Raw genomic sequence first — 18,454 nt, 5'->3', positions numbered from 1 at the left:
CCGCCTGCTGTGTTACGCCGAATAGGTTACCCGTGCGTACTCGCGCGGTTCACCACCCCCAATTGTGCTCTACAACGCGCACCTGAAACGACGATTAGATTGTGATTTGTGACTACTTGGGTTCCAGACGTCCTCGGTGACGGATATCAGCAGCTGACGATCCCCCTCGGAGCGGATCCGGACGGCGAAGGCGAGGTGGACGCAACACTGGTCCGCTACCAACCGCAGAAGGAGGCGGTGAAGACACGTCGTGCCGTCTTGTACGTGCACGGCTTCACCGACTACTTCTTCCAGAAGCACCTGGCCGAGCATTTCGCCGAACAGGGTTACGCGTTCTTCGCACTCGATCTGCGTAAGTGCGGGCGCTCCCTCAAGCCGGGGCACACAGCTCATTACGTCTCCGACCTTGCGCTCTACGACGCCGAACTGAACGAAGCGCTGCGCATCGTCCGCAGCGAGACCGAGGGCAGCGAGGTGTTGCTCATGGCGCACTCCACCGGCGGTCTGATCGTTCCGCTCTGGCTGAACCGTTTGCAGCGCAAGCCCGGTGGCAGCGCCGGAGCCGGAATCTGCGGGCTGGTCCTCAACAGCCCGTGGTTCGACCTTCAGGGTCCTTCGGTAGTTCGCAACGTCGGCACTACAGCGATCGACGCCCTCGGACGAGTGTCGGCAAAGACCGTGATCCCGGGAACGGGACTACCGACTTACGGTTCCAGTCTTCATGTTTCGGCCAACGGCGTCTGGGATTACAACCTCGATTGGAAGCCACTGGCCGGCTGCCCCGTCACCTTCGGGTGGATGCGCGCGGTTCGAGCGGGTCACGCGAAACTTCACCGCGGCCTCGACATCGGAGTGCCTGCGCTGATCCTGCGCTCGAAGAAGTCGCAGTTCGCGAAGGCGTACAACCCGAGCGTCGACCTCGCCGATTCCGTTCTCGACGTCAAACAGATCGCACGCTGGGCGGGGTGCCTCGGCGATCGCACCACTATCGTCCCGATCGACGGCGCCCGCCACGACGTGTTCCTTTCCACCGAGAAGCCCTTGGCCACAGCCTTTTCCGAACTCGATCTGTGGTTGGAGTGGCTCGACGGCCACCTCACCCCGGCCGTAGAAAGTTCGGCAAGCACAGCAAGCAACACACAGGAGATCGCGCAGTGACGCACTACGACCTTGCAATCATCGGCAGCGGATCCGGAAACTCGCTGCCCGACGAGCGGTTCGACGGCAAGAAGATCGCAATCCTCGAAGAGGGCACCTTCGGCGGAACGTGCCTCAATGTCGGGTGCATTCCGACCAAGATGTTCGTCTACGCCGCCGAGGTGGCACGCACCATCACCACTGCCGAGAAGTACGGCGTCGACGCCACGCTCGACGGCGTCCGTTGGTCCGACATCGTCAAGCGCGTCTTCGGCCGCATCGATCCCATTTCTGCAGGTGGAGAGCGGTACCGCAGCGAAGACAGCCCCAACACCACCGTCTATCGCGGCCACGCCACGTTCACCGGCGACAAGACGATCGACACCGGAACCGGCGAGACGATCACCGCTGACCAGGTGGTCATCGCAGCCGGTTCACGTCCGATCATCCCGGAAGAGATCGCGTCGAGTGGTGTGAAGTACTACACCAACGAAGACATCATGCGACTGCCGGAACTCCCTGAACACCTCGTGATCGTAGGCTCCGGATTCATCGCCACCGAATTCGCACACGTGTTCTCCGCGTTGGGTTCCCGCGTGTCGATCATCGGTCGCAGCCAGCGACTGCTACGGCACCTCGACGACGAGATATCCGAGCGCTTCACCGAGTTGGCCGAACAGAAGTGGGACGTCCATCTGGGCTCACCCCTCACGTCGGTACGCGGCGACGGCGACAACATCGCCGTCGAACTGGCAAACGGCACAGTCGTTTCCGGTGACGTCCTCCTCGTCGCGGTGGGTCGGCAGCCCAACGGCGATCTACTCGGCCTCGACAAGGCCGGAGTCGAACTCGACGACAAGGGCTCGATCGTGGTCGACGAATACCAACGCACCACCGCCGAGGGTGTCTTCGCGCTCGGTGACGTCTCCTCGCCGTACCAACTCAAGCACGTCGCCAATCACGAAGCGCGAGTCGTTCAGCACAACCTGCTCCAGGACGCCTGGAAGGACACGTCCGGGCTTCGCAGCACCGATCACCGCTTCGTACCCGCTGCAGTGTTCACCGACCCGCAGATCGCCGATGTCGGAATGACCGAGAAGCAGGCTCGCGACGCCGGACTCGACATCACGGTCAAGGTGCAGGCATACGGCGACGTCGCGTACGGCTGGGCGATGGAAGATCAGGAGGGCATCTGCAAGGTGATCGCCGAGCGCGGCACCGGACGCATCCTCGGCGCCCACGTCATGGGTACGCAGGCCCCGACCGTCATCCAGCCGCTCATCCAGGCGATGAGCTTCGGTTTGTCAGCTCAGGACATGGCCCGCGGCCAGTACTGGATCCACCCGGCCCTGGCCGAAGTAGTCGAGAACGCGCTGCTCGGCCTCGACATCTGACCACGACCAACCCGCATGACGCCGAAAAGGCGGGCACTCCGCATAGTGGGAGTGCCCGCCTTTCCGTAGGTCAGAGTGTCACCAGGGGCTGGTACGCAGCACGATCTCGGTTGCGAGTTCGGCCGGTGCCGACTTCACGACGTCGTCGACACCCGGAAGTTCCGTCACGCGAAAGTCGGAGTACACGAAACGACCACTGGCGTCGGCGATGGCCCGACCTCCACTGCCCACGACGACGGTGGTCGGAACCTCGACCGGCGGAACGCCGGCAATATCGCTTGCTGACGGGTGACCACGGTCCACGGCGATCAAACTCGCGAAGCGGCCGAACTGACGTGCAGCCAACAGCCACGCGAGATCGGCGCCCTCCCGGTGACCGACCAGATTCACCCAGGCGATGTTCAACTCGTCCAGCAGTACCACTGCCGAGGTCTCGTCGAGATTCTCGATCGATTCCACCGCGACGGTCCGCAGATCCGAATGATGCAGTCGCTCACACACATCGTCGTACAAGTCGACGGGGTCGCCCTTGCCGGGGAGCAGGAGTACCGCATGCTTGCTGACCGGCCCGTCGATCCGAACGGTGCACGAACCACTGCCCACCGCTACTCGAGTCAATTCCATGTCTGGAAACGGTACGCGATCCACACTGTGGAGGACCCTGGAGTCGACAGAAGTATGACCACTCATACATTCACACCACCGCTGCGAGCCCGATTTGTTCGCTCTGTACCACCTCGTTACCCCCTCCCTTCCGAGCGAAAGTGGCTTTCGGCGCATCTGAGGCGACCGATGTACCGTTCGCTCGGGTGGGGGGTGGGCCGAAGCACCGAGCGTCTGACCGGAGGAAGCGCCTCGGTCAGCTGGTCATCGACGTGCCTCGGCACCGGCGGCCGTGAGAAGCAGAACCAGTGCGTCCGCAGTGCGCGTGCAGAACGCGTCACCGTCGGCGAGGCCACTCGTGAGGCCCCGCACGATGGTGGTTGCAACGAGAATGTCGAAGGCCACATCGGCGGTCGACACGATTTCCGCGTCGGCCCGCTCGGGAAATTCGACACGCACGCGCTCGGCGAGCGCGAGCCGGGCCGGGTCTTCCGATCTCCGAACCAGTTGTTCGTAGGCGCCGTCTTCTTGATGGTAGGCCGACAGCAGGCCGGGAATCGCTGCGCGCGTTGCCGGTTCGGCAACTCTCGCGAGGAACCATCTCGTCCAGGCCTGCATGTCGTCACGCAAATTCGACGTGGTCACCGGTAGCGCCGCATCCTGCATTCCGAAGACCGCATCCTCGATGATGGATTCCTTGGTCGCCCAGCGCCGATAAATTGCGGCAGTGCCCAGTTCGGCCCTTCGCGCGATGGCTGTGATCGTGGTCTTCTGGTAACCCTGCTCCGCCAGCAACTCGCGGGCGGCGGTGAGGATGGCGTCGTCCACCTGCGGATCTCGAGGGCGCCCCACTCCGACGGTGCCGATACGTCGATCCTTGCGTTGGTCCACAACTGCGGACAGTACCCGACCGGTTTCGCCGAAAACCATTACGTTGCGTAGCGCTCCGTAATAGATTGTGGACATCCACCCCGTTGACAGAAGGACCTACCGTGATCACACCGCACGACGAACTACTCATTCATCAACTCCCGACGACACTCGACCACGTCTCGCAAAGTGACCTGCGCTGGACCGAACGCATCGTGATGTACGGCTTCGACAAAACGGGCGAGATCAGCATCATGACGGGGCTGGCCAAATACCCGAACCGCAACGTCCTCGACGCCTACGCGATGGTGACGCGCAAGGGCGAGGAAGCCCGCGTGGTGCGCCTGTCCACCGAGTTGAACCCTCAGACCGGAGGACTGGCAGCGTGGAGTGTGGGGCCGTACACCTATGAAATCGTCGAACCACTCCGCCAGGTACGTTCCACGGTCGACGCAAACGAACACGGATTGAGCCTGCAACTCGACTTCCACGGCGACTTCCCGGTGTACGAGCAGACGGCAGCGTTCCATCGCACGCGCGGCCGCGTTCGCGAAGACGCCCGACGCTTCTACCAGAACGGCACCATCACGGGTTGGATCGAAATCGACGGCACCCGCATCGACATCGATCCCGACAACTGGTGGTTCGGCCGCGATCACTCGTGGGGCGTACGACACGGCGGTGGCGGCGGCAGTCTGTCCGAGGGCGCGAACCTGCAGCCGTCCGAGGTTCCGAACGGAGTCCTCTATTACATGGGGATATTCCAATTCGACGACGAGGTAGTGCATTTCGCGCAGCGCGAAACCAGCACCGGCGCGCGCTGGCAGTTCGAGGGCGAGGTGCTCTTCCCGATCGGTTCCGGCAAGGACGCGCTACCGATCATCGACGTCGAGCACGACCTGAAATTCCGTGACGACATGCGGGTGGTCGAATCCGGCACTTTCACCGTGCACCGAGCGGACCGGACCACCGACGTGATCGAGGTGAATCCAGTGTGCGATTTCTGGCCTGGACTGGCCGGTTACGACGAGTACCGGGGCTACGCCTCCGGCATGTACCGCGGCAAGGACTTCAGCGACAGCTTCACCGTCGACATCACGAACCTCGATGAAATCCGGCAGGTGAGCATGCTCAGCGAGACGCTGTGCGAGGTCCGCATGGGAGACAAAGTCGGATACGGGCTCGTGGAAATGGTCTTCATGGGCGTGAATCCCCGCTACGGGTACACCGATTGGAGCAACACACGGACAGGGACGAACAATGACTGACCGAACAGCCGCAGAAGACATCGCACCCGCCCTTGAACCACTTGTCCGGGAGCGCATTCCGGGTACTCGAGGCGCCAAGATCGTCAACTTCAAGCGCACCGAACGCGGATTCTCGACGGAGACATACCTGTTCGACCTCGATGGCGCCACTGGCGAGTCGAGTGGTTTTGTTTTCCGGCGTCCACCGGAGGTTTCGCTGTTCCCCGACTACGATCTCCGCCGCCAGTTCCTCGTGACACAAAGGCTCGCGAAGTCCGACCTCGCAGTCCCCCACGTTCGGTGGATCGACAGCGGTGACAACCCACTCGGCAGCCCCTACTACGTCATGGACCGCATCGGTAATGCCGAGGCGCCCAGCGACTTTCCGTCGTATCACAGTGCCGGAACATACTTCGACGCCGACGAGGCAGGCCGAGCGAAGATGTGGTGGGGATGCGTCGAGACGATTGCGCAGATTCATCGCTTGGACCCGGACAAGCTCGAACTCGGATTCCTCTCCTACCCCAAGTTCGGCACCCATCCGGTCGAACAGGCGGTGAACTACCTCGACTGGGCCGTTCGTTGGGCATCGCCGGACCTACCGCCGATATTCGACAAAGCACTGGCCTGGCTGAGGGAGAACATCTACCAACCCGAACATGTGACACTGTGCTGGGGCGATGCCCGGATGTCGAACATCCTCTATGGTCCGGACCAGTCGATCGCCGGGGTTCTCGACTGGGAGATGGCCTACCTCGGCGATCACGAGGCCGACCTCGCCTGGCTGTTGTTTCTCGATTGGGCGTGTAGCGAATTCGAGGGACACACACCTTTGCGAGGCACTCCCAGCCGAGAAGAGACGATCGCCCGCTACGAGGAGCTGACCGGCTGGAGCGTCGAGAACCTTGTGTTCAACGAGGTACTGGCTGCGGTTCTGCTCGCTGTGCCACTCCTGCGCCTGTCCACACATCTTAAACTCGGCGAACATACGGACATCACCGCGTTCTGCAAGCATCGTCTCGAACAGTTACTGCGAGAGCATTAGTCGTCCGCGAGTGAGTATCCGCGGACTGCCGAGTCATTCCGACGGGATTTCCTGCCACTCGTCGGAAAGATTCGAAACCCATCGAGGTGTGCGCCGTTCCATGAAGGCTCGAACCCCTTCCACCGCGTCCGGCTTCCCCATGACGCGTAGATGCAGGTCCGTTTCGATGGCCGCCACCGTCTCTGGTCGACAGCTGCTGCTCTGGCTCTGCCAGAGCAGTCGCTTCGAGAGTGCCACCGACATCGGTGCAGTGTTCGTCGCAATGTCTCGGGCGATCACCAACGCCGCCGAAAGCACTTCGTCAGCGGGCAGGCAACGGCTACCCAATCCGAGCGCGATTGCCTCGGCTCCGTCGAACGTCCTCCCAGTCAAAAGGATGTCGGCGGCCACAGCCATTCCGGCGATGCGCGGAATCGTCCAATGCGCCATCGCATCCGGCAATACACCGAGGCGAACCTGCGGTATTGCATACTTGGCGTCTGCCGCAAAGATTCTGATATCGGCCTGCATCGCGATGGTGAGGCCGATTCCGATCGCATGTCCGTTCACCGCTGCGATGACCGGCTTTCGCAACTCGAACGCCGGCGGATCCACCGGTGATGACGAAAACTGCTCACCGTCAGGTGAATCGAAGGTGCCGGCGCCGTCGCCAAGATCTGCACCCGCGCAGAATGCTGGTGGCGCACCGGTCAGCACGATCACGCGAACGGAATCGTCTTCGTCGAGCTTTCGGTACGCCTGCCCCAATTCTCGACCCATGTGCTTGTTGAAGGCATTCCGCTTGTCAGGCCTGTCGAGGGTCACGACGGCAACGCCGCCGTCCACCGAAACCGAGATCATTGCCCCACCGCTTCCGTCCCGACGACGTCGGCCGGATGCGCAGCCAGGACGTACAGAGATCGTGCGAGGGCATCTACAAAGCGGTCCTGACCCTCGAGCCCACGGGTCAGCCCCTGCATTGTCGTCGTTCCGGCCAGCAGATCGAACAAGAACATCGCGTCTGCACCTGCCGGGATCTCACCACGCCTCACCGCGTCGTCCAGCAGATCCTGAAACGCTGCACGAACCGGCGCACCGATAGCCAACAGACGTTGTCGCGCCTCCGCCGTCCGCGAATCGGCAAGCAGGCCAGGAACTCCGGCCCGCGCCGCGGGTCGGGCAGCGCGGACCAGGAAGATGTGCACCCATGTCGTCAGATCCACCCGCAAATCACCGGTCGACCGAGGCAGCGGATGTCCGCCCGGTCCATGCACCGCTTCTTCGATCAGGGCTTCCCGTGACGACCAGCGACGGTAGATGGCCGGCGTATTGACACCGGCAGTCCTGGCAATCGCCGAAATGGTCGTCTGCTGATACCCGACTTCGGCCAGCAGTGTGCGAGCTGCAAGCAGCACAGCCTCGTCCTTGTCTGGGTCGCGAGGTCGTCCGATACGGGCGGGAGACTCGGCTTTCACCATTACATGTTAACTCGTAACGTTATCTCCCTACCTGAACCAACGCAGTTCAGGTACCGGACGGTTTGGGGAGCCTCGTCATTCCGTAGACGTGATCAGCGCGCACCGTGAGGATCTGTCGATGCTCCACAACCATTGCTTCGCGGTACTCCTCCCAATCGGGATGCTCCTGGCCGCTGATGTCCCGGTACAGCTCGACCAGTGCGTCAGACACTTCGTCGTGAGGATCGGCCGCGACGGGTGTTACCACGGCAAGTCCTTCGATCACGGCGTAGCTCCAGAAGTCGGGCGCGCTGACGTGGAGGGAAACCCGCGGATCGCGGATCGCATTTTTACTCTTGGCGCGATCGGCTGTGATGGACACCGAAGCAGTCTTCGACTCGACGTCCCAGCGGTAAATGATGTTGGACAACTGTGGGCGGCCGTCACGCTTGACGGTTGCCAGCACGCCTTGTTTTCCCTGGGCCACGAGTGCGAACAACGCTTCGGCGGTGTCTGTGTCATTGCTCATATCTGCACCAACGACGCCGTGCGGCCGGTTTGTTCCGGAGGCAGTCCAGTTCGAAGATCGCGGACCGCAATCGCGCGATGTCTCTTCCCCCGATGGACGACAGCGGACAAAGATGGTCGACATGGCAATTTCTCGCGACATTCTCCGGCTGACTGCGTTCAGTTCGGATCCGGCCGGCGGTAATCCCGCCGGCGTACTGCTCGACGCCCGTGGGCTGGATGACTCCGAATTACAATCTGTTGCAGCTGAAGTCGGGTATGCAGAGACGGCGTTCCTCATCGAACCGGAACTCGGCGGCAATCCGCGTCACAGCCGGATCCGCTACTTCTCCCCTATCGCCGAAGTACCGTTCTGCGGCCATGCCACTATCGCGACGGCCATCGCGCTCACCGAGAGAGACGGCGCCGGCACCTTCACATTCGAGACGCCGATCGGACCGGTATCGATCGACACGGCGACCGACGCGGACGGCAGATCCACCGCCACCTTCACCAGCGTCGAACCGTCGGTCTCGCCGATCGATCACGCGGTGTTGACGGCACTGCTCGGGCTCATCGGCGTCGATTCGTCCGCGCTTGACGTACGGTATCCCGCAATGCTCTCGTATGCCGGCAACACTCACCCGATCGTCGTACTACAAGAGCAGGCAGCTTTCGACGAGTTCACATTCGATCCCGTAGCGATGCGAACCCTGATGGACGCCCAGGGTTGGGCCGGCACGGTGACAATCCTGCATCCCCTCGACGACTCCACATTCGAAGCCCGAAATCTGTTTCCGGTGGGAAACATCGTCGAGGATCCCGCAACCGGGTCCGCAGCGGCGTCGACCGGCGGTTACCTGCGCAAACTCGAACCCGCGGCCACTCCGCGGCGGATCACCATCCACCAGGGCCGACACGTCGGGCGTCCCAGTGTGCTCGAGGTCGACATCCCAGTCGACGGCGGTATCTCGGTCACCGGCACCGCAGTGCCCGTCGTCAACGGGCAATAGTCAACCTCAGCGATGAGTTTCTGCCCGCCGGCGGGTCTATTCACCAGAGCGACGTCACCAGACCATCGCATCGAGCCGGGAGAACACCATGTCTGCAATCACGTCAACCGCACACAACCTCCACGTCACCAAGCCACGTGCCGTACTCGGCGCCACGGTAATTGCTCTCGTCGTCAATCTGATCCTGTGGTTGATCGGCCTCGCATTGGGCGGATCCTTCGAGATGACAGATCAGGGAAAGCCGGCGAGCGTCGCGCCTGGTGGGGTCATCACATTGACGGTGGTGCCACTGCTGGCCGGTTTGTCGGTCGCAATGTTGATCTCACTGAAGTGGGAGCCGATCATCCGCATCGCCCAGATCGTGGGTGCAGTCGTGGCGCTCGGCACCATCGCTCTGACCATTGCCGCGGACTTCGACGCCGCCAGCACGGTCATGCTCGCGCTGATGCACGTGGTTGTCGCCGCGGGCGTCGTCGTCGCGCTCGAGGCTGTACGTCGGTCCCCCTCGAACTAGACAGCGGTAGGCGGCGCCGAATACGTCTCGACGATCTCGGCTGCCACGTCGCGCAACCGGGTATTCGTCGTCTGAGACTGCTTGCGCAGCATGTGAAATGCAGTGTCGGCGTCGATCCGATGGATGGCCATCAGCATGCCTTTGGCCTGTTCGATCGGCGCCCGGGTCTCGAGCGCACGTTGCAAGGCATCAGCCACAGCCTTGGCGGACTTGAAACGAGAGAAGTCGCCGATCGCGCGTGAGACCGTTGTCGTGAGAATCTCCATGACGTCCGCGTCGACGCGATCGAAGGCCGCTGGGGCGCGTCCGTACAGGTTGAACGAACCGAGTCGCTGATCCGGCGTGAAGAGCGGCGCCGCGAGAAAGGACTTGATCCCTTCGTCCTTCGCCGCCGCCGCGAACCGCGGCCAGCGTTCCGCGCTGGTCTCGGCGTCGACGACAACGGTGTCACCGGTTCGAGCGGCGTGCAGACATGGTCCGTCGCCGGCGTCGTATTGCTCGATGTCGACGCGCAAGGTTCGCGAATCGGTGTGCACGGCGGTGTAGGTCTGCCCGGCCAGATCGATGGTGACGCCGATGCTGTCGGCGCCCTCGATGGCGTCGTTCGCGATTTCGACGGCCCGCTGGAGCAGGACCACGAGTTCGTCCTCGTCACCGATACTTCCTCCGAGCGCTGCCAGCAACTCCCGGACCGCGCTTGCAGTCAGCCGAGTTTCCGCAGCCTCGACGGCGACGTCAGCACCCGTTGCCGTCGCATCGTCCGGCATTACCGACGGCACCGAATCCTCGGTTCTCGGGTCGAAGCCTCTGGGGTCGAAAGCGGTATCCACGACGAAGCATTCTTCCAGCTACCCGGGCCGTCAGGAGAGTGAGTTCGGTGACAGAACCCGGCAAACCGCCGAGTCGTCATCGCCATCGGTCGAGCGCGAGACCCAGATTCCGCCTCGCCCGAGTGTGTTGGCCACGAACCGCGTCCGGACTCAGTTCCAGGACAACTGCGATCTGTGGATACGTCATGCCCTCCACTTCCCGCAAGACCCAGGCGGCGCGCTGACGCAGCGGTAGACGATCGAGTTCGGCTTCAAGAGCGTCGAGAAATGCTGTGCCGCATACTTCCTCGCTCGGATCGCGCAATCGAGTATCGACTTCGTCCCGAAGTCCGTCCACATCGGCGGCGCAGGAGCCGACTTTTCGATGGACATCCGAGATCTTGCGAGAACAGATCGCGAACAACCAGGTCTTGATGCTCGAGCGCCGCTGAAACCCCGGAAGTTGGCGCCAGGCGGCTAGGCAGGTTTCCTGGACGATGTCGTCGACGTCACTCTCACTGGTGACGAGTCGACGGGCAAATCGATACAAGTGCGGGCCGTATCGGCGAACGATGACGTCGAAGGCCGCATGATCGCCGAGCATTGCCGAGTCGACCAGCACCTCGTCACTGAAGTCGGTAAGCAAGCCGTCGAATTGATCTGTCACCGCGCACACTCCTACTAGGGAGCCGTCGCGGGAGTGAGGCCTGGCTATTCTACCGCGTGCACGCCGACGCCCGCGGGAGCGCTCTCAGGCTTCGAGTGCGGAGGCAATGACGGGAAGCCCGACAGGCGCCCCACCGTTGATCAGTTTCTCGAGTAGATCCTGATCGAGGTGCTGCTCGACGAGATCAGCGAGAAGGTCGAGTTGTTGTTCTCGCACCGCGGCAACCGAGGTGTCGGGTGCAGCAACAAAACCGGGAACCGCGATCTCACGCAGCAGGCTGCGCCGAAAGTCGTCACTTTCCAGGAGACCATGCCAATGTGTCCCTCGAACAGACCCTCGCACACTGCCTTCCGGCACACCGCCCGAGTCCGCCAGCAATGGGCGGTCCCCGTTGCGCACGACGCGTCCGTGATGAATCTCGTACCCCGACACCGAGATACCGTCGGCGGAACCGGTTACCTGCGCCAGCACTTTGTCCGAAGCGAATTCGATGTCGAGGTCCAGCAGACCGAGTCCTGCGGTAATCCCTGATCCTGATTCGACGTCGTCGACGATGGAATTACCCAGCATCTGGTATCCGCCGCAGACTCCCAGCACGGCCTGCCCGCGACCTGCTCGGGCGATGATCTCGTCGGCCAGGCCGGTACGGCGCAGCCACTCGAGGTCACTCACGGTGGACTTACTACCGGGGATCACCACGAGGTCTGCGTCGCGGATCCGCGACGGATCGGTCACCCACGAAACTGCCACGCCCGGTTCACATGCAAGCGCCTCGACATCCGTCGAGTTGGAGATGCGCGGGAGCCGAACCGCAGCAACGGTGAGCCAGGCCGAACCGACGGGTGGGCCAGGGCGCCCTACCGGGGCGTTGCCGGTGACGCCAAGCGAATCCTCGGCGTCGAGCCAAAGATCGTCGGCAAACGGGATCACTCCGAGAGTGGGTCGACCGGTGAGGCTGCGCAGTTGATCCAGTCCAGGTTCCAACAGTGCAACGTCACCGCGGAATTTGTTGATCACAAATCCCGCGATCAATGCCTGGTCGCTCGGCGAGAGCACCGCAACGGTCCCGAACAGATGGGCCAGGACGCCGCCGCGATCGATGTCACCGACGACGACGACCGGAATCTGCGCAGCCTCCGCCAACCCCATATTGGCGAGATCTGTTGCACGTAAATTAATTTCAGCCGGGGAACCCGCGCCTTCACAAATCACGACGTCGAACTCGGATCGAAGCGATTCGAGATCCTCGGCCACGACGGCGCGAAGCCACTGCCGATGCTGCATGTAGTCGCGAGCACCCACTGTGGTCATCGCCTTGCCCCTAACGACAAGTTGCGACGTCCGGTCACTGCCCGGCTTGAGCAGCACCGGATTGAACCGAACACTCGGTTCGAGCCCGCACGCTCGTGCTTGAAGAGCCTGCGCACGGCCGATCTCTCCGCCGTCGAGCGTGACCACGGAATTGTTCGACATGTTCTGTGCCTTGAACGGCGCAACTCTGACGCCTCGACGCGCCAGCATGCGGCACAGTCCGGCCACCAGAACGCTCTTGCCGGCGTCGGATGTCGTGCCGGCTACCAGCAGAGCGCCGCGCATCTCCGAACTCAAGGCAGGGTGAGAATCTCTGCACCGGTCTCGGTGACCACCAAGGTGTGCTCGAACTGTGCCGTCCACTTACGGTCCTTGGTGACGACGGTCCAGCCGTCCTCCCAGATCTCGTAGTCGATACCACCGAGGTTGATCATCGGTTCGATCGTGAAGACCATGCCCGGTTCGATGATCGTCTCGACCGCGGGCTCGTCGTAGTGCAGGATCACGAGGCCGTTGTGGAAGGTCTCGCCGATACCGTGTCCGGTGAAGTCCCGGACGACGCCGTACCCGAACCGATGGGCGTATGACTCGATGACACGTCCGATCACGTTGAGCGCGCGGCCGGGTTTGACGGCTTTGATGGCCCGCATCGTTGCCTCGTGCGTGCGCTCGACGAGCAAGCGGTTCTCTTCGGACACGTCACCGGCGAGGAACGTCGCATTGGTGTCGCCGTGAACCCCGTTGATGTACGCGGTGACGTCGATATTGACGATGTCGCCGTCCTGGATCACGGTCGAGTCGGGGATTCCGTGGCAGATCACCTCGTTGAGAGACGTGCAGCACGACTTGGGAAAGCTCTTGTAGCCCAACGTCGACGGGTATGCGCCGTGGTCGAGCATGAACTCGTGTGCGATGCGGTCGAGTTCGTCGGTCGTGACACCGGGAGCGACAGCCTTGCCGGCTTCCTGCAGCGCGCCGGCAGCGATCTTGCTGGCGATGCGCATCGCCTCGATCGTCTCCGGCGTCTGAACCCAGGGCTCGTTGCCCTCTTTGGCGGTCGGCTTCCACGCGTACTCGGGCCGCTCGATCTTCGAGGGCACAGCGAGGACGGGAGAGACGGTTCCAGGGACCAATGGGGTACGCACAGACATGGAGAACAGCCTAGACCTCGCGTCGCGCGTCAGCCGGATGCACTCCAGTTCCGGAAAACCGGATCGACGAGAATTCTGACGGGGGTCGACATCGTCTGTCCAAACTCCTCGAAAAGATTGTCGCGCGATTCGAAGGTGCCCAGATCACGGTCGACGAACTCGGAGAAGTCCAAGCAATCACACGAAACCGATCCACCCAGCTGATCGGAGCGCGTCCGATCGCGTCGAACAGTGTTTCCTCGCCGGTGTTCGTGAACGGTTGCACCGATGAGACTGCCGCAGGTGCAACGATCTCGGAGATGTCCTGCCAGCGTCCGTCGATCAGAAATTCCGGCCACGCCAGCAGCACTGACTTCGGAATCACCGCACGTAGATGCCGAAATCGCGGATACCAGAATTCCCCGCGAAGTACGAGACCGCGGACGCGGGTGGCGATACCTCGGCGGCGAGCCAACGCTTCGACGACGGCAAGTCTCTGGCTGCATGATCCGCGCCCTCGACTCAATGTCACCGAGACGGGTTGCCGGTCGTCGAGTCCGTACACCGCCCGAATCGTTGCAGCGACGCTGCGATGCGCCGACACCAGAAACTCCTGCGCCGACTGGATCGCACCTTCTGCAATGTCCTCGTATAGGCGGGCCACGTCGTGGTGGCCCCAGTCGAGAATCGGTGTCGCGGCTGCGTCGCCACCGGACACATCGTGGCGGATGTCACCGTATCGGATTCCGCCGAGCAGCACGCACGTCATGTCTCAACCGTAGTGCGCGACCGGAATCCGTGGAGCCTGACAGAATCCGAACCGTGAAGAAATGGCTACTGTTGATCACCGCGATCCTGACCGAGGTGTCTGCAACTCTGTCGTTGCGCGCCGCCCTCGATCACCCCGCTTGGTACATCGTGGTCGTCGGCGGATATCTCGCGGCATTCACCGCCTTGTCGTTCGTCCTGCGGGAGGGCATGGGACTCGGTGTCGCATACGGAATCTGGGGCGCAACCGGAGTTGTCCTGACCGCCGTGTTCGCAACTTTCCTTTTCGGCGACCCGCTGACAGCAACGATGGGCGTCGGTATTGCCCTGGTCATCGGCGGAGTCCTGTGCGTCGAACTCGGTTCCCAGGTTGCTGCCGACAGCGGGCCGGTGGACCCGGCATGACCTTCCTATTTCTGATCGCTGCAATTATTTCCGAGGTCACCGCGACGTTGTCGCTGCGGATGGCGTCGCAGGACGGCAGCGACAAGCGATGGCTCGCGGTTGTCGCCGTGGGGTACCTCGCCGCTTTCGCTTTCCTCACGCTCGCACTCGACGCGGGCCTGACGATCGGCGTTGCGTACGGCATCTGGACTGCATGTGGGGTGGCGCTGACGGCAATCGCATCCCGCATTCTCTTTCGCGAACCGCTGACCAAGCTCATGATCGTGGGGATCGGCCTTATCGCGGCAGGCGTGCTTCTCATCGAACTCGGTGCGGGCCACTGAGCCCAGCAAACAGGGTGTAAGGTTTACCTAACTTTGCTTTGGAGGTAGTCCGCGGTGCCGATCCCTGCCCTTCGTGAAATCGACGGTGGTCCACACCTGGACGACGGTCCGCACTTACGGGAACCCGAACGCCACACCCCGATGGCGCGCGCCGTCCCGGCGCCGTTTCAACTGACGACGTACATCGTCGAGACCGACCACATCACGCAGTGGCCACAGCACGCTCATGCCGAGCACGAACTCATCTGGTCCGACCGCGGCGTCGTCAACATGATCATCGACAATCAACTCTGGACCGTCACGCCCGGCGTCGGCCTGTGGATCCCTCGCGGGGTCCTCCACGAGGGTCAGGCCAATCCCCACGTCGCATTCCGCGCCACTCTCTTCACCCCCGAGTTGTGGACTCCCGCCTGGAACGAACCGTGCATCGTGACGCTGAGCGAGGCGGCGCGAGTTCTGCTGATCCACCTCGCCCATACCGGAATGCCTGCAGAACAACGCCTTCGGGCTCAGCAGGTCTGCGTCGATCTCCTCACTCCCGCATCGGCCCCGCATTTCGACGTGCCGATCCCCCGCGATCCTCGGCTACGGATACTCGTCGACAAAGTTCTGTCTGATCCCGCGGACGATCGATCACTCGATCAGTGGGCGCACGTTCTCAATCTCAGCCGACGCACGGTCACCCGGATCTTCGCCGCGGAACTCGCCTTGAGCTTTGCGCAGTGGCGCACCCTGGTTCGCATGAGTACGGCCTTGGGAATGCTCGGGACCGGGATGAGTGTGAATGCAGTCAGTCGTCGAGTCGGGTACGGGACGTCGAGTTCGTTCATCGCCGCCTTCCGCAAGACGGTCGGCTACACCCCCGGCAATGCTCTCGCCGCCGTCAACTGACGCAAGCCTGACCTGTTGTCGACATCTGCTGGCCCCTTCGCTACACGGACGCGCCCTACATTCACTTAGGTAAGCCTGCTCTCATGTGCTCGAGGCACTGAGTCGTGCAAGCACTTCCCCGATCAATCCCGAGGAGTTTCGCGTGTTCAGATCTGCCCGTCAGAGAATTCGTCCCCAGCGGAGGCGACGAATAGTCGTTGCGCTGATGGTGGCGGCCGCACTGCCTCTGACCGCCTGCACACAGTCGTCGACCGAGACCGAAGGAAACAATTCGTCGGCATCCGCCGTCGAGGACGGCGCGTTTCCCGTCACGATCAAGCACGCATTCGGTGAAACCGTCATCGACAAGGAACCGACCAGGGTCCTCACCCTCGATTCCGCAGCGGCAGACACCGTCATCGCCCTGGGAGTCACCCCGGTAGCGATGCAGAAGGACTCGTGGGCCGGCGACGCCGACGGCTTCCTGCCGTGGACCCGCGCGGAACTCGAGAAGTCGGGCCAGACACTGCCCACGCCTGCGCCGTACTACTCCGACAGCGGGGAGCTCCTGTTCGAACAGATACTCAATGTCGCACCCGATCTGATTCTTGCGCCGTATTCCGGTTTCTCCGAGCAGGACTACCAGCGCCTGAGTTCGATCGCCCCGACACTCCCCTACGACACCAAGCCGTACCAGCCGAGTTCGTGGCAGAACCTGGCCACCGATGTCGGCAAGGCTCTCGGTCGCCCCACTCAGACCGCTGCGCTGATCAAGTCCGCGGAGGAAACTGTCCAGGAGTCGAAGGCGAGCCATCCGGAATTCAACGGGGTCACCTTTGCCTTCGGGTCCTACATCCGCGAGGGAGAAACCGAAACCGCCATCTACGGCCCCGACGATCCACGCGTCAAGTTCGTCGAAAACCTTGGGCTCACAGTTGCTCCCGACGTGGTGAACGGCGCCAAGAACTTTGCAGGCGACTCTTTCCTGTTCGGCATCAGCATGGAGAAACTCGACACGATCAACACCGACGTGTATCTCGGATGGGCAAGCGATCAGTCGGAAGTCGACAGCACGTTGGCCAACACTCTGTTCGCGCGGTGGCCGGTCATCGCCAACGGAAAGGACTTGTGGATCACCGACAATCGCCTGACAGCGGCGACCATGTACGTCAGCGTTCTGAGTGTCCCGTGGGCAACCGACGAGCTCGTTCCACAGTTGACCGAACTGGTCGCCAAGTAGCAGCCCACGCGGTCCGATCACGCACCTGAAGGCCACTCACTGCGCAGTGTCGCGAAAACCAGAGTGTCGGTCCATTCGTTCTTGATCCACGCGTTCTGCCGAAAATGTCCCTCTCGCCGCATACCGATACGCTGCGCGAGTCGTGCCGAAGATTCGTTTCTCGAATCCATCTGCGCGATCACGCGGTGCAATCGGGGAGTCGCGAATACATAATCGAGCAGAGCCGTCACCGCTTCCGTCGCGAATCCGCGGCCGCCGAACTCGGGCGAGAATGCCCACCCGAGTTCGGCGGTGCGCTCGGGCTCGTCGACAAGCCACGCACTCACGCTTCCCACAACCTGACCGTCGTATTCGACAACAAGCGCCAGGGCACCGGCCGCGAGGTCACGGCGAGAAATCCTGGTCTGCACGGCCTCTCGGGCCGCCGCGAGATCCCAAGGCTCGTTGAACAGGTACCGGCATACGTCGCTGCGCCCGTGGAAGACGAGTAGATCCCGGTGATCACCCGGCCGATAGGTGCGAAGTACCAGTCGGTCCGTCCGGATCACCTCAGGTGCAGTCGCCGTCGACCTGCCCACGTCCCCCATATCCATGCCGCCACGGTAGGTTCTTTCGAATTCGTAGGCGAGTGAATATCGCGAGGACGAGCAGCGCTCAATGTTTGATTTGCCCCGTGGCGGGATACTTCACCACCGTAAATAGTCGCAATACGGAGTTACGCCAGGCAATTTCGCACTTGAAATCTAGGGGCGGTCATGTCCGAGGATTCACTGGTCAAGCAGGGTGTGGCAAAAGGAAGCGCGCTCGGCGGAGCGGTTCTCCTCGTCACCGTCGGCGTGCTCGAAATTCTGCAAGGCATCTCGGCGATATCCGAGGACGACGTGACAGTCGTCGGCCCCGAATACACCTATCAATTCGACCTCACGTCGTGGGGATGGATCCACCTCGTACTCGGTGTGCTCGTCACCGCGGTCGGAATCATGCTCTTCACCGGCGCGACGTGGGCACGGGTCGGAGCAATAGTCATCTGTTCTCTGTCGATCCTCGCGAACTTCCTCTGGCTACCCCACTCTCCGTGGTGGTCGATCATCATCATCGCGCTCGACGTGTTCGTCATCTGGGCTGTCGCGACATGGAATCCCGACGTGATCTGAGGCGACAGTTT

General features: G+C 62.3%; 22 protein-coding genes. 11 read left to right on the top strand and 11 right to left on the bottom strand.

All coding sequences use genetic code 11. From position 1 onward, the window contains the following. Positions 1-108: 108 nt before the first annotated feature. Together ABWI03_RS16580 and mtr are read left to right on the top strand one after the other, a co-directional pair. A complete protein-coding gene (locus ABWI03_RS16580; RefSeq protein WP_298780109.1) occupies positions 109-1,158 on the top strand; it encodes an alpha/beta hydrolase in 1,050 nt (349 codons plus the stop codon). After that, a complete protein-coding gene (gene mtr / locus ABWI03_RS16575; protein ID WP_020969385.1) occupies positions 1,155-2,531 on the top strand; it encodes a mycothione reductase in 1,377 nt (458 codons plus the stop codon). The genes ABWI03_RS16580 and mtr overlap by 4 nt, the downstream gene beginning before the upstream one ends. Positions 2,532-2,609: 78 nt before the next feature. Here the strand turns inward: mtr and ABWI03_RS16570 are convergent, their stop codons facing one another. Together ABWI03_RS16570 and ABWI03_RS16565 are read right to left on the bottom strand one after the other, a co-directional pair. Next, entirely contained in the window at positions 2,610-3,155 is a 546-nt protein-coding gene (locus ABWI03_RS16570; protein ID WP_003942671.1) for an alpha/beta fold hydrolase, read from the bottom strand. A gap of 243 nt (positions 3,156-3,398) precedes the next feature. Then, complete coding sequence (locus ABWI03_RS16565) at positions 3,399-4,100, bottom strand: TetR/AcrR family transcriptional regulator (RefSeq protein ID WP_234036770.1); 702 nt, start codon at positions 4,098-4,100, stop codon at positions 3,399-3,401. Positions 4,101-4,126: 26 nt separating this feature from the next. Here ABWI03_RS16565 and ABWI03_RS16560 point away from each other — a divergent pair, with 26 nt between their 5' ends. After that, positions 4,127-5,272 (top strand): Rv3169 family protein, encoded by a 1,146-nt coding sequence (locus tag ABWI03_RS16560; protein ID WP_298780121.1) that lies wholly within the window; start codon positions 4,127-4,129, stop codon positions 5,270-5,272. Continuing rightward, positions 5,265-6,296 carry a phosphotransferase family protein gene (locus tag ABWI03_RS16555; RefSeq protein WP_298780124.1) on the top strand — a complete coding sequence of 344 codons (1,032 nt, stop codon included), beginning with the start codon at positions 5,265-5,267 and terminating at the stop codon, positions 6,294-6,296. The genes ABWI03_RS16560 and ABWI03_RS16555 overlap by 8 nt, the downstream gene beginning before the upstream one ends. Before the next feature lie 33 nt (positions 6,297-6,329). Here ABWI03_RS16555 and ABWI03_RS16550 read toward each other — a convergent pair whose 3' ends face one another. From ABWI03_RS16550 to ABWI03_RS16540, 3 genes are read right to left on the bottom strand one after another with little or no spacing between them, the layout of a single operon-like run. After that, complete coding sequence (locus tag ABWI03_RS16550) at positions 6,330-7,136, bottom strand: enoyl-CoA hydratase/isomerase family protein (RefSeq protein ID WP_298780127.1); 807 nt, start codon at positions 7,134-7,136, stop codon at positions 6,330-6,332. Continuing rightward, the gene (locus tag ABWI03_RS16545) at positions 7,133-7,753 is read right to left on the bottom strand and encodes a TetR/AcrR family transcriptional regulator (RefSeq protein WP_353802678.1); all 621 of its coding nucleotides are present in this window, start codon (positions 7,751-7,753) and stop codon (positions 7,133-7,135) included. Before ABWI03_RS16545 ends, ABWI03_RS16550 begins: the two co-directional genes overlap by 4 nt. 46 nt (positions 7,754-7,799) lie before the next feature. After that, positions 7,800-8,261, bottom strand: a complete 462-nt coding sequence (locus tag ABWI03_RS16540) for a PPOX class F420-dependent oxidoreductase (protein ID WP_298780133.1) — start codon at positions 8,259-8,261, stop codon at positions 7,800-7,802. Between the two features lie 121 nt (positions 8,262-8,382). On the opposite strand from ABWI03_RS16540, the gene ABWI03_RS16535 reads away from it, so the two are divergent. Together ABWI03_RS16535 and ABWI03_RS16530 are read left to right on the top strand one after the other, a co-directional pair. Beyond that, positions 8,383-9,252 (top strand): PhzF family phenazine biosynthesis protein, encoded by an 870-nt coding sequence (locus ABWI03_RS16535; protein WP_298780137.1) that lies wholly within the window; start codon positions 8,383-8,385, stop codon positions 9,250-9,252. An 88-nt stretch (positions 9,253-9,340) separates the two neighbouring features. Continuing rightward, positions 9,341-9,766: a DUF6069 family protein gene (locus tag ABWI03_RS16530; protein ID WP_353798881.1), complete on the top strand. Its 426-nt coding sequence runs from the start codon at positions 9,341-9,343 to the stop codon at positions 9,764-9,766. Here ABWI03_RS16530 and ABWI03_RS16525 read toward each other — a convergent pair. The 5 genes from ABWI03_RS16525 to ABWI03_RS16505 form a co-directional block, all read right to left on the bottom strand. Then, positions 9,763-10,596, bottom strand: coding sequence for a GAF and ANTAR domain-containing protein (locus ABWI03_RS16525; RefSeq protein ID WP_200315247.1), 834 nt, complete (start codon positions 10,594-10,596; stop codon positions 9,763-9,765). The two genes, ABWI03_RS16530 and ABWI03_RS16525, sit on opposite strands and share 4 nt — an antisense overlap. Positions 10,597-10,672: 76 nt before the next feature. Beyond that, positions 10,673-11,242, bottom strand: a complete 570-nt coding sequence (locus ABWI03_RS16520) for an RNA polymerase sigma factor (protein ID WP_283376261.1) — start codon at positions 11,240-11,242, stop codon at positions 10,673-10,675. Between the two features lie 84 nt (positions 11,243-11,326). Further along, a complete protein-coding gene (locus ABWI03_RS16515) occupies positions 11,327-12,838 on the bottom strand; it encodes a cobyric acid synthase (RefSeq protein ID WP_283376428.1) in 1,512 nt (503 codons plus the stop codon). 8 nt (positions 12,839-12,846) lie between these two features. Then, complete coding sequence (map, locus tag ABWI03_RS16510; RefSeq protein ID WP_007734970.1) at positions 12,847-13,704, bottom strand: type I methionyl aminopeptidase; 858 nt, start codon at positions 13,702-13,704, stop codon at positions 12,847-12,849. Positions 13,705-13,714: 10 nt separating this feature from the next. Further along, positions 13,715-14,452 carry a transglutaminase domain-containing protein gene (locus ABWI03_RS16505; protein ID WP_298780153.1) on the bottom strand — a complete coding sequence of 246 codons (738 nt, stop codon included), beginning with the start codon at positions 14,450-14,452 and terminating at the stop codon, positions 13,715-13,717. A gap of 53 nt (positions 14,453-14,505) precedes the next feature. On the opposite strand from ABWI03_RS16505, the gene ABWI03_RS16500 reads away from it, so the two are divergent. The 4 genes from ABWI03_RS16500 to ABWI03_RS16485 all read left to right on the top strand — a co-directional run bounded on the left by ABWI03_RS16500 (position 14,506) and on the right by ABWI03_RS16485 (position 17,289). Further along, positions 14,506-14,856, top strand: coding sequence for a DMT family transporter (locus tag ABWI03_RS16500; RefSeq protein WP_095970689.1), 351 nt, complete (start codon positions 14,506-14,508; stop codon positions 14,854-14,856). Beyond that, positions 14,853-15,179, top strand: a complete 327-nt coding sequence (locus ABWI03_RS16495; RefSeq protein WP_095970690.1) for a DMT family transporter — start codon at positions 14,853-14,855, stop codon at positions 15,177-15,179. Before ABWI03_RS16500 ends, ABWI03_RS16495 begins: the two co-directional genes overlap by 4 nt. Positions 15,180-15,233: 54 nt before the next feature. Beyond that, positions 15,234-16,070 carry a helix-turn-helix transcriptional regulator gene (locus tag ABWI03_RS16490; protein ID WP_095970691.1) on the top strand — a complete coding sequence of 279 codons (837 nt, stop codon included), beginning with the start codon at positions 15,234-15,236 and terminating at the stop codon, positions 16,068-16,070. Positions 16,071-16,212: 142 nt separating this feature from the next. Beyond that, on the top strand, positions 16,213-17,289 hold the full coding sequence (locus ABWI03_RS16485; RefSeq protein ID WP_235172027.1) for an ABC transporter substrate-binding protein: 1,077 nt from the start codon (positions 16,213-16,215) through the stop codon (positions 17,287-17,289). A 17-nt stretch (positions 17,290-17,306) separates the two neighbouring features. Here ABWI03_RS16485 and ABWI03_RS16480 read toward each other — a convergent pair whose 3' ends face one another. Then, positions 17,307-17,882, bottom strand: coding sequence for a GNAT family N-acetyltransferase (locus ABWI03_RS16480; protein ID WP_298780158.1), 576 nt, complete (start codon positions 17,880-17,882; stop codon positions 17,307-17,309). Positions 17,883-18,044: 162 nt separating this feature from the next. Between ABWI03_RS16480 and ABWI03_RS16475 the strand changes: the two genes are divergently transcribed. Continuing rightward, the gene (locus ABWI03_RS16475; RefSeq protein WP_124566273.1) at positions 18,045-18,443 is read left to right on the top strand and encodes a DUF7144 family membrane protein; all 399 of its coding nucleotides are present in this window, start codon (positions 18,045-18,047) and stop codon (positions 18,441-18,443) included. Positions 18,444-18,454: the final 11 nt, after the last annotated feature.

It is taken from the genome of Rhodococcus baikonurensis (assembly GCF_040489275.1).
Classification (GTDB): Bacteria; Actinomycetota; Actinomycetes; order Mycobacteriales; family Mycobacteriaceae; genus Rhodococcus_F; species Rhodococcus_F baikonurensis.
Note: the sequence above shows the minus strand (reverse complement) of the source record. Positions and strands in the feature narration are given on the sequence as shown.

What these genes read in the sequence shown, in the direction of transcription:
- ABWI03_RS16570 (WP_003942671.1), bottom strand. Translation starts at nt 3,155, where the DNA reads ATGGAATTGACTCGAGTAGCGGTGGGCAGTGGTTCGTGCACCGTTCGG.
- ABWI03_RS16565 (WP_234036770.1), bottom strand. Translation starts at nt 4,100, where the DNA reads ATGTCCACAATCTATTACGGAGCGCTACGCAACGTAATGGTTTTCGGC.
- ABWI03_RS16555 (WP_298780124.1), top strand. Translation starts at nt 5,265, where the DNA reads ATGACTGACCGAACAGCCGCAGAAGACATCGCACCCGCCCTTGAACCA.
- ABWI03_RS16550 (WP_298780127.1), bottom strand. Translation starts at nt 7,136, where the DNA reads ATGATCTCGGTTTCGGTGGACGGCGGCGTTGCCGTCGTGACCCTCGAC.
- ABWI03_RS16545 (WP_353802678.1), bottom strand. Translation starts at nt 7,753, where the DNA reads ATGGTGAAAGCCGAGTCTCCCGCCCGTATCGGACGACCTCGCGACCCA.
- ABWI03_RS16540 (WP_298780133.1), bottom strand. Translation starts at nt 8,261, where the DNA reads ATGAGCAATGACACAGACACCGCCGAAGCGTTGTTCGCACTCGTGGCC.
- ABWI03_RS16535 (WP_298780137.1), top strand. Translation starts at nt 8,383, where the DNA reads ATGGCAATTTCTCGCGACATTCTCCGGCTGACTGCGTTCAGTTCGGAT.
- ABWI03_RS16530 (WP_353798881.1), top strand. Translation starts at nt 9,341, where the DNA reads ATGTCTGCAATCACGTCAACCGCACACAACCTCCACGTCACCAAGCCA.
- ABWI03_RS16515 (WP_283376428.1), bottom strand. Translation starts at nt 12,838, where the DNA reads ATGCGCGGCGCTCTGCTGGTAGCCGGCACGACATCCGACGCCGGCAAG.
- map (WP_007734970.1), bottom strand. Translation starts at nt 13,704, where the DNA reads ATGTCTGTGCGTACCCCATTGGTCCCTGGAACCGTCTCTCCCGTCCTC.
- ABWI03_RS16505 (WP_298780153.1), bottom strand. Translation starts at nt 14,452, where the DNA reads ATGACGTGCGTGCTGCTCGGCGGAATCCGATACGGTGACATCCGCCAC.
- ABWI03_RS16495 (WP_095970690.1), top strand. Translation starts at nt 14,853, where the DNA reads ATGACCTTCCTATTTCTGATCGCTGCAATTATTTCCGAGGTCACCGCG.
- ABWI03_RS16480 (WP_298780158.1), bottom strand. Translation starts at nt 17,882, where the DNA reads ATGGATATGGGGGACGTGGGCAGGTCGACGGCGACTGCACCTGAGGTG.
- ABWI03_RS16475 (WP_124566273.1), top strand. Translation starts at nt 18,045, where the DNA reads ATGTCCGAGGATTCACTGGTCAAGCAGGGTGTGGCAAAAGGAAGCGCG.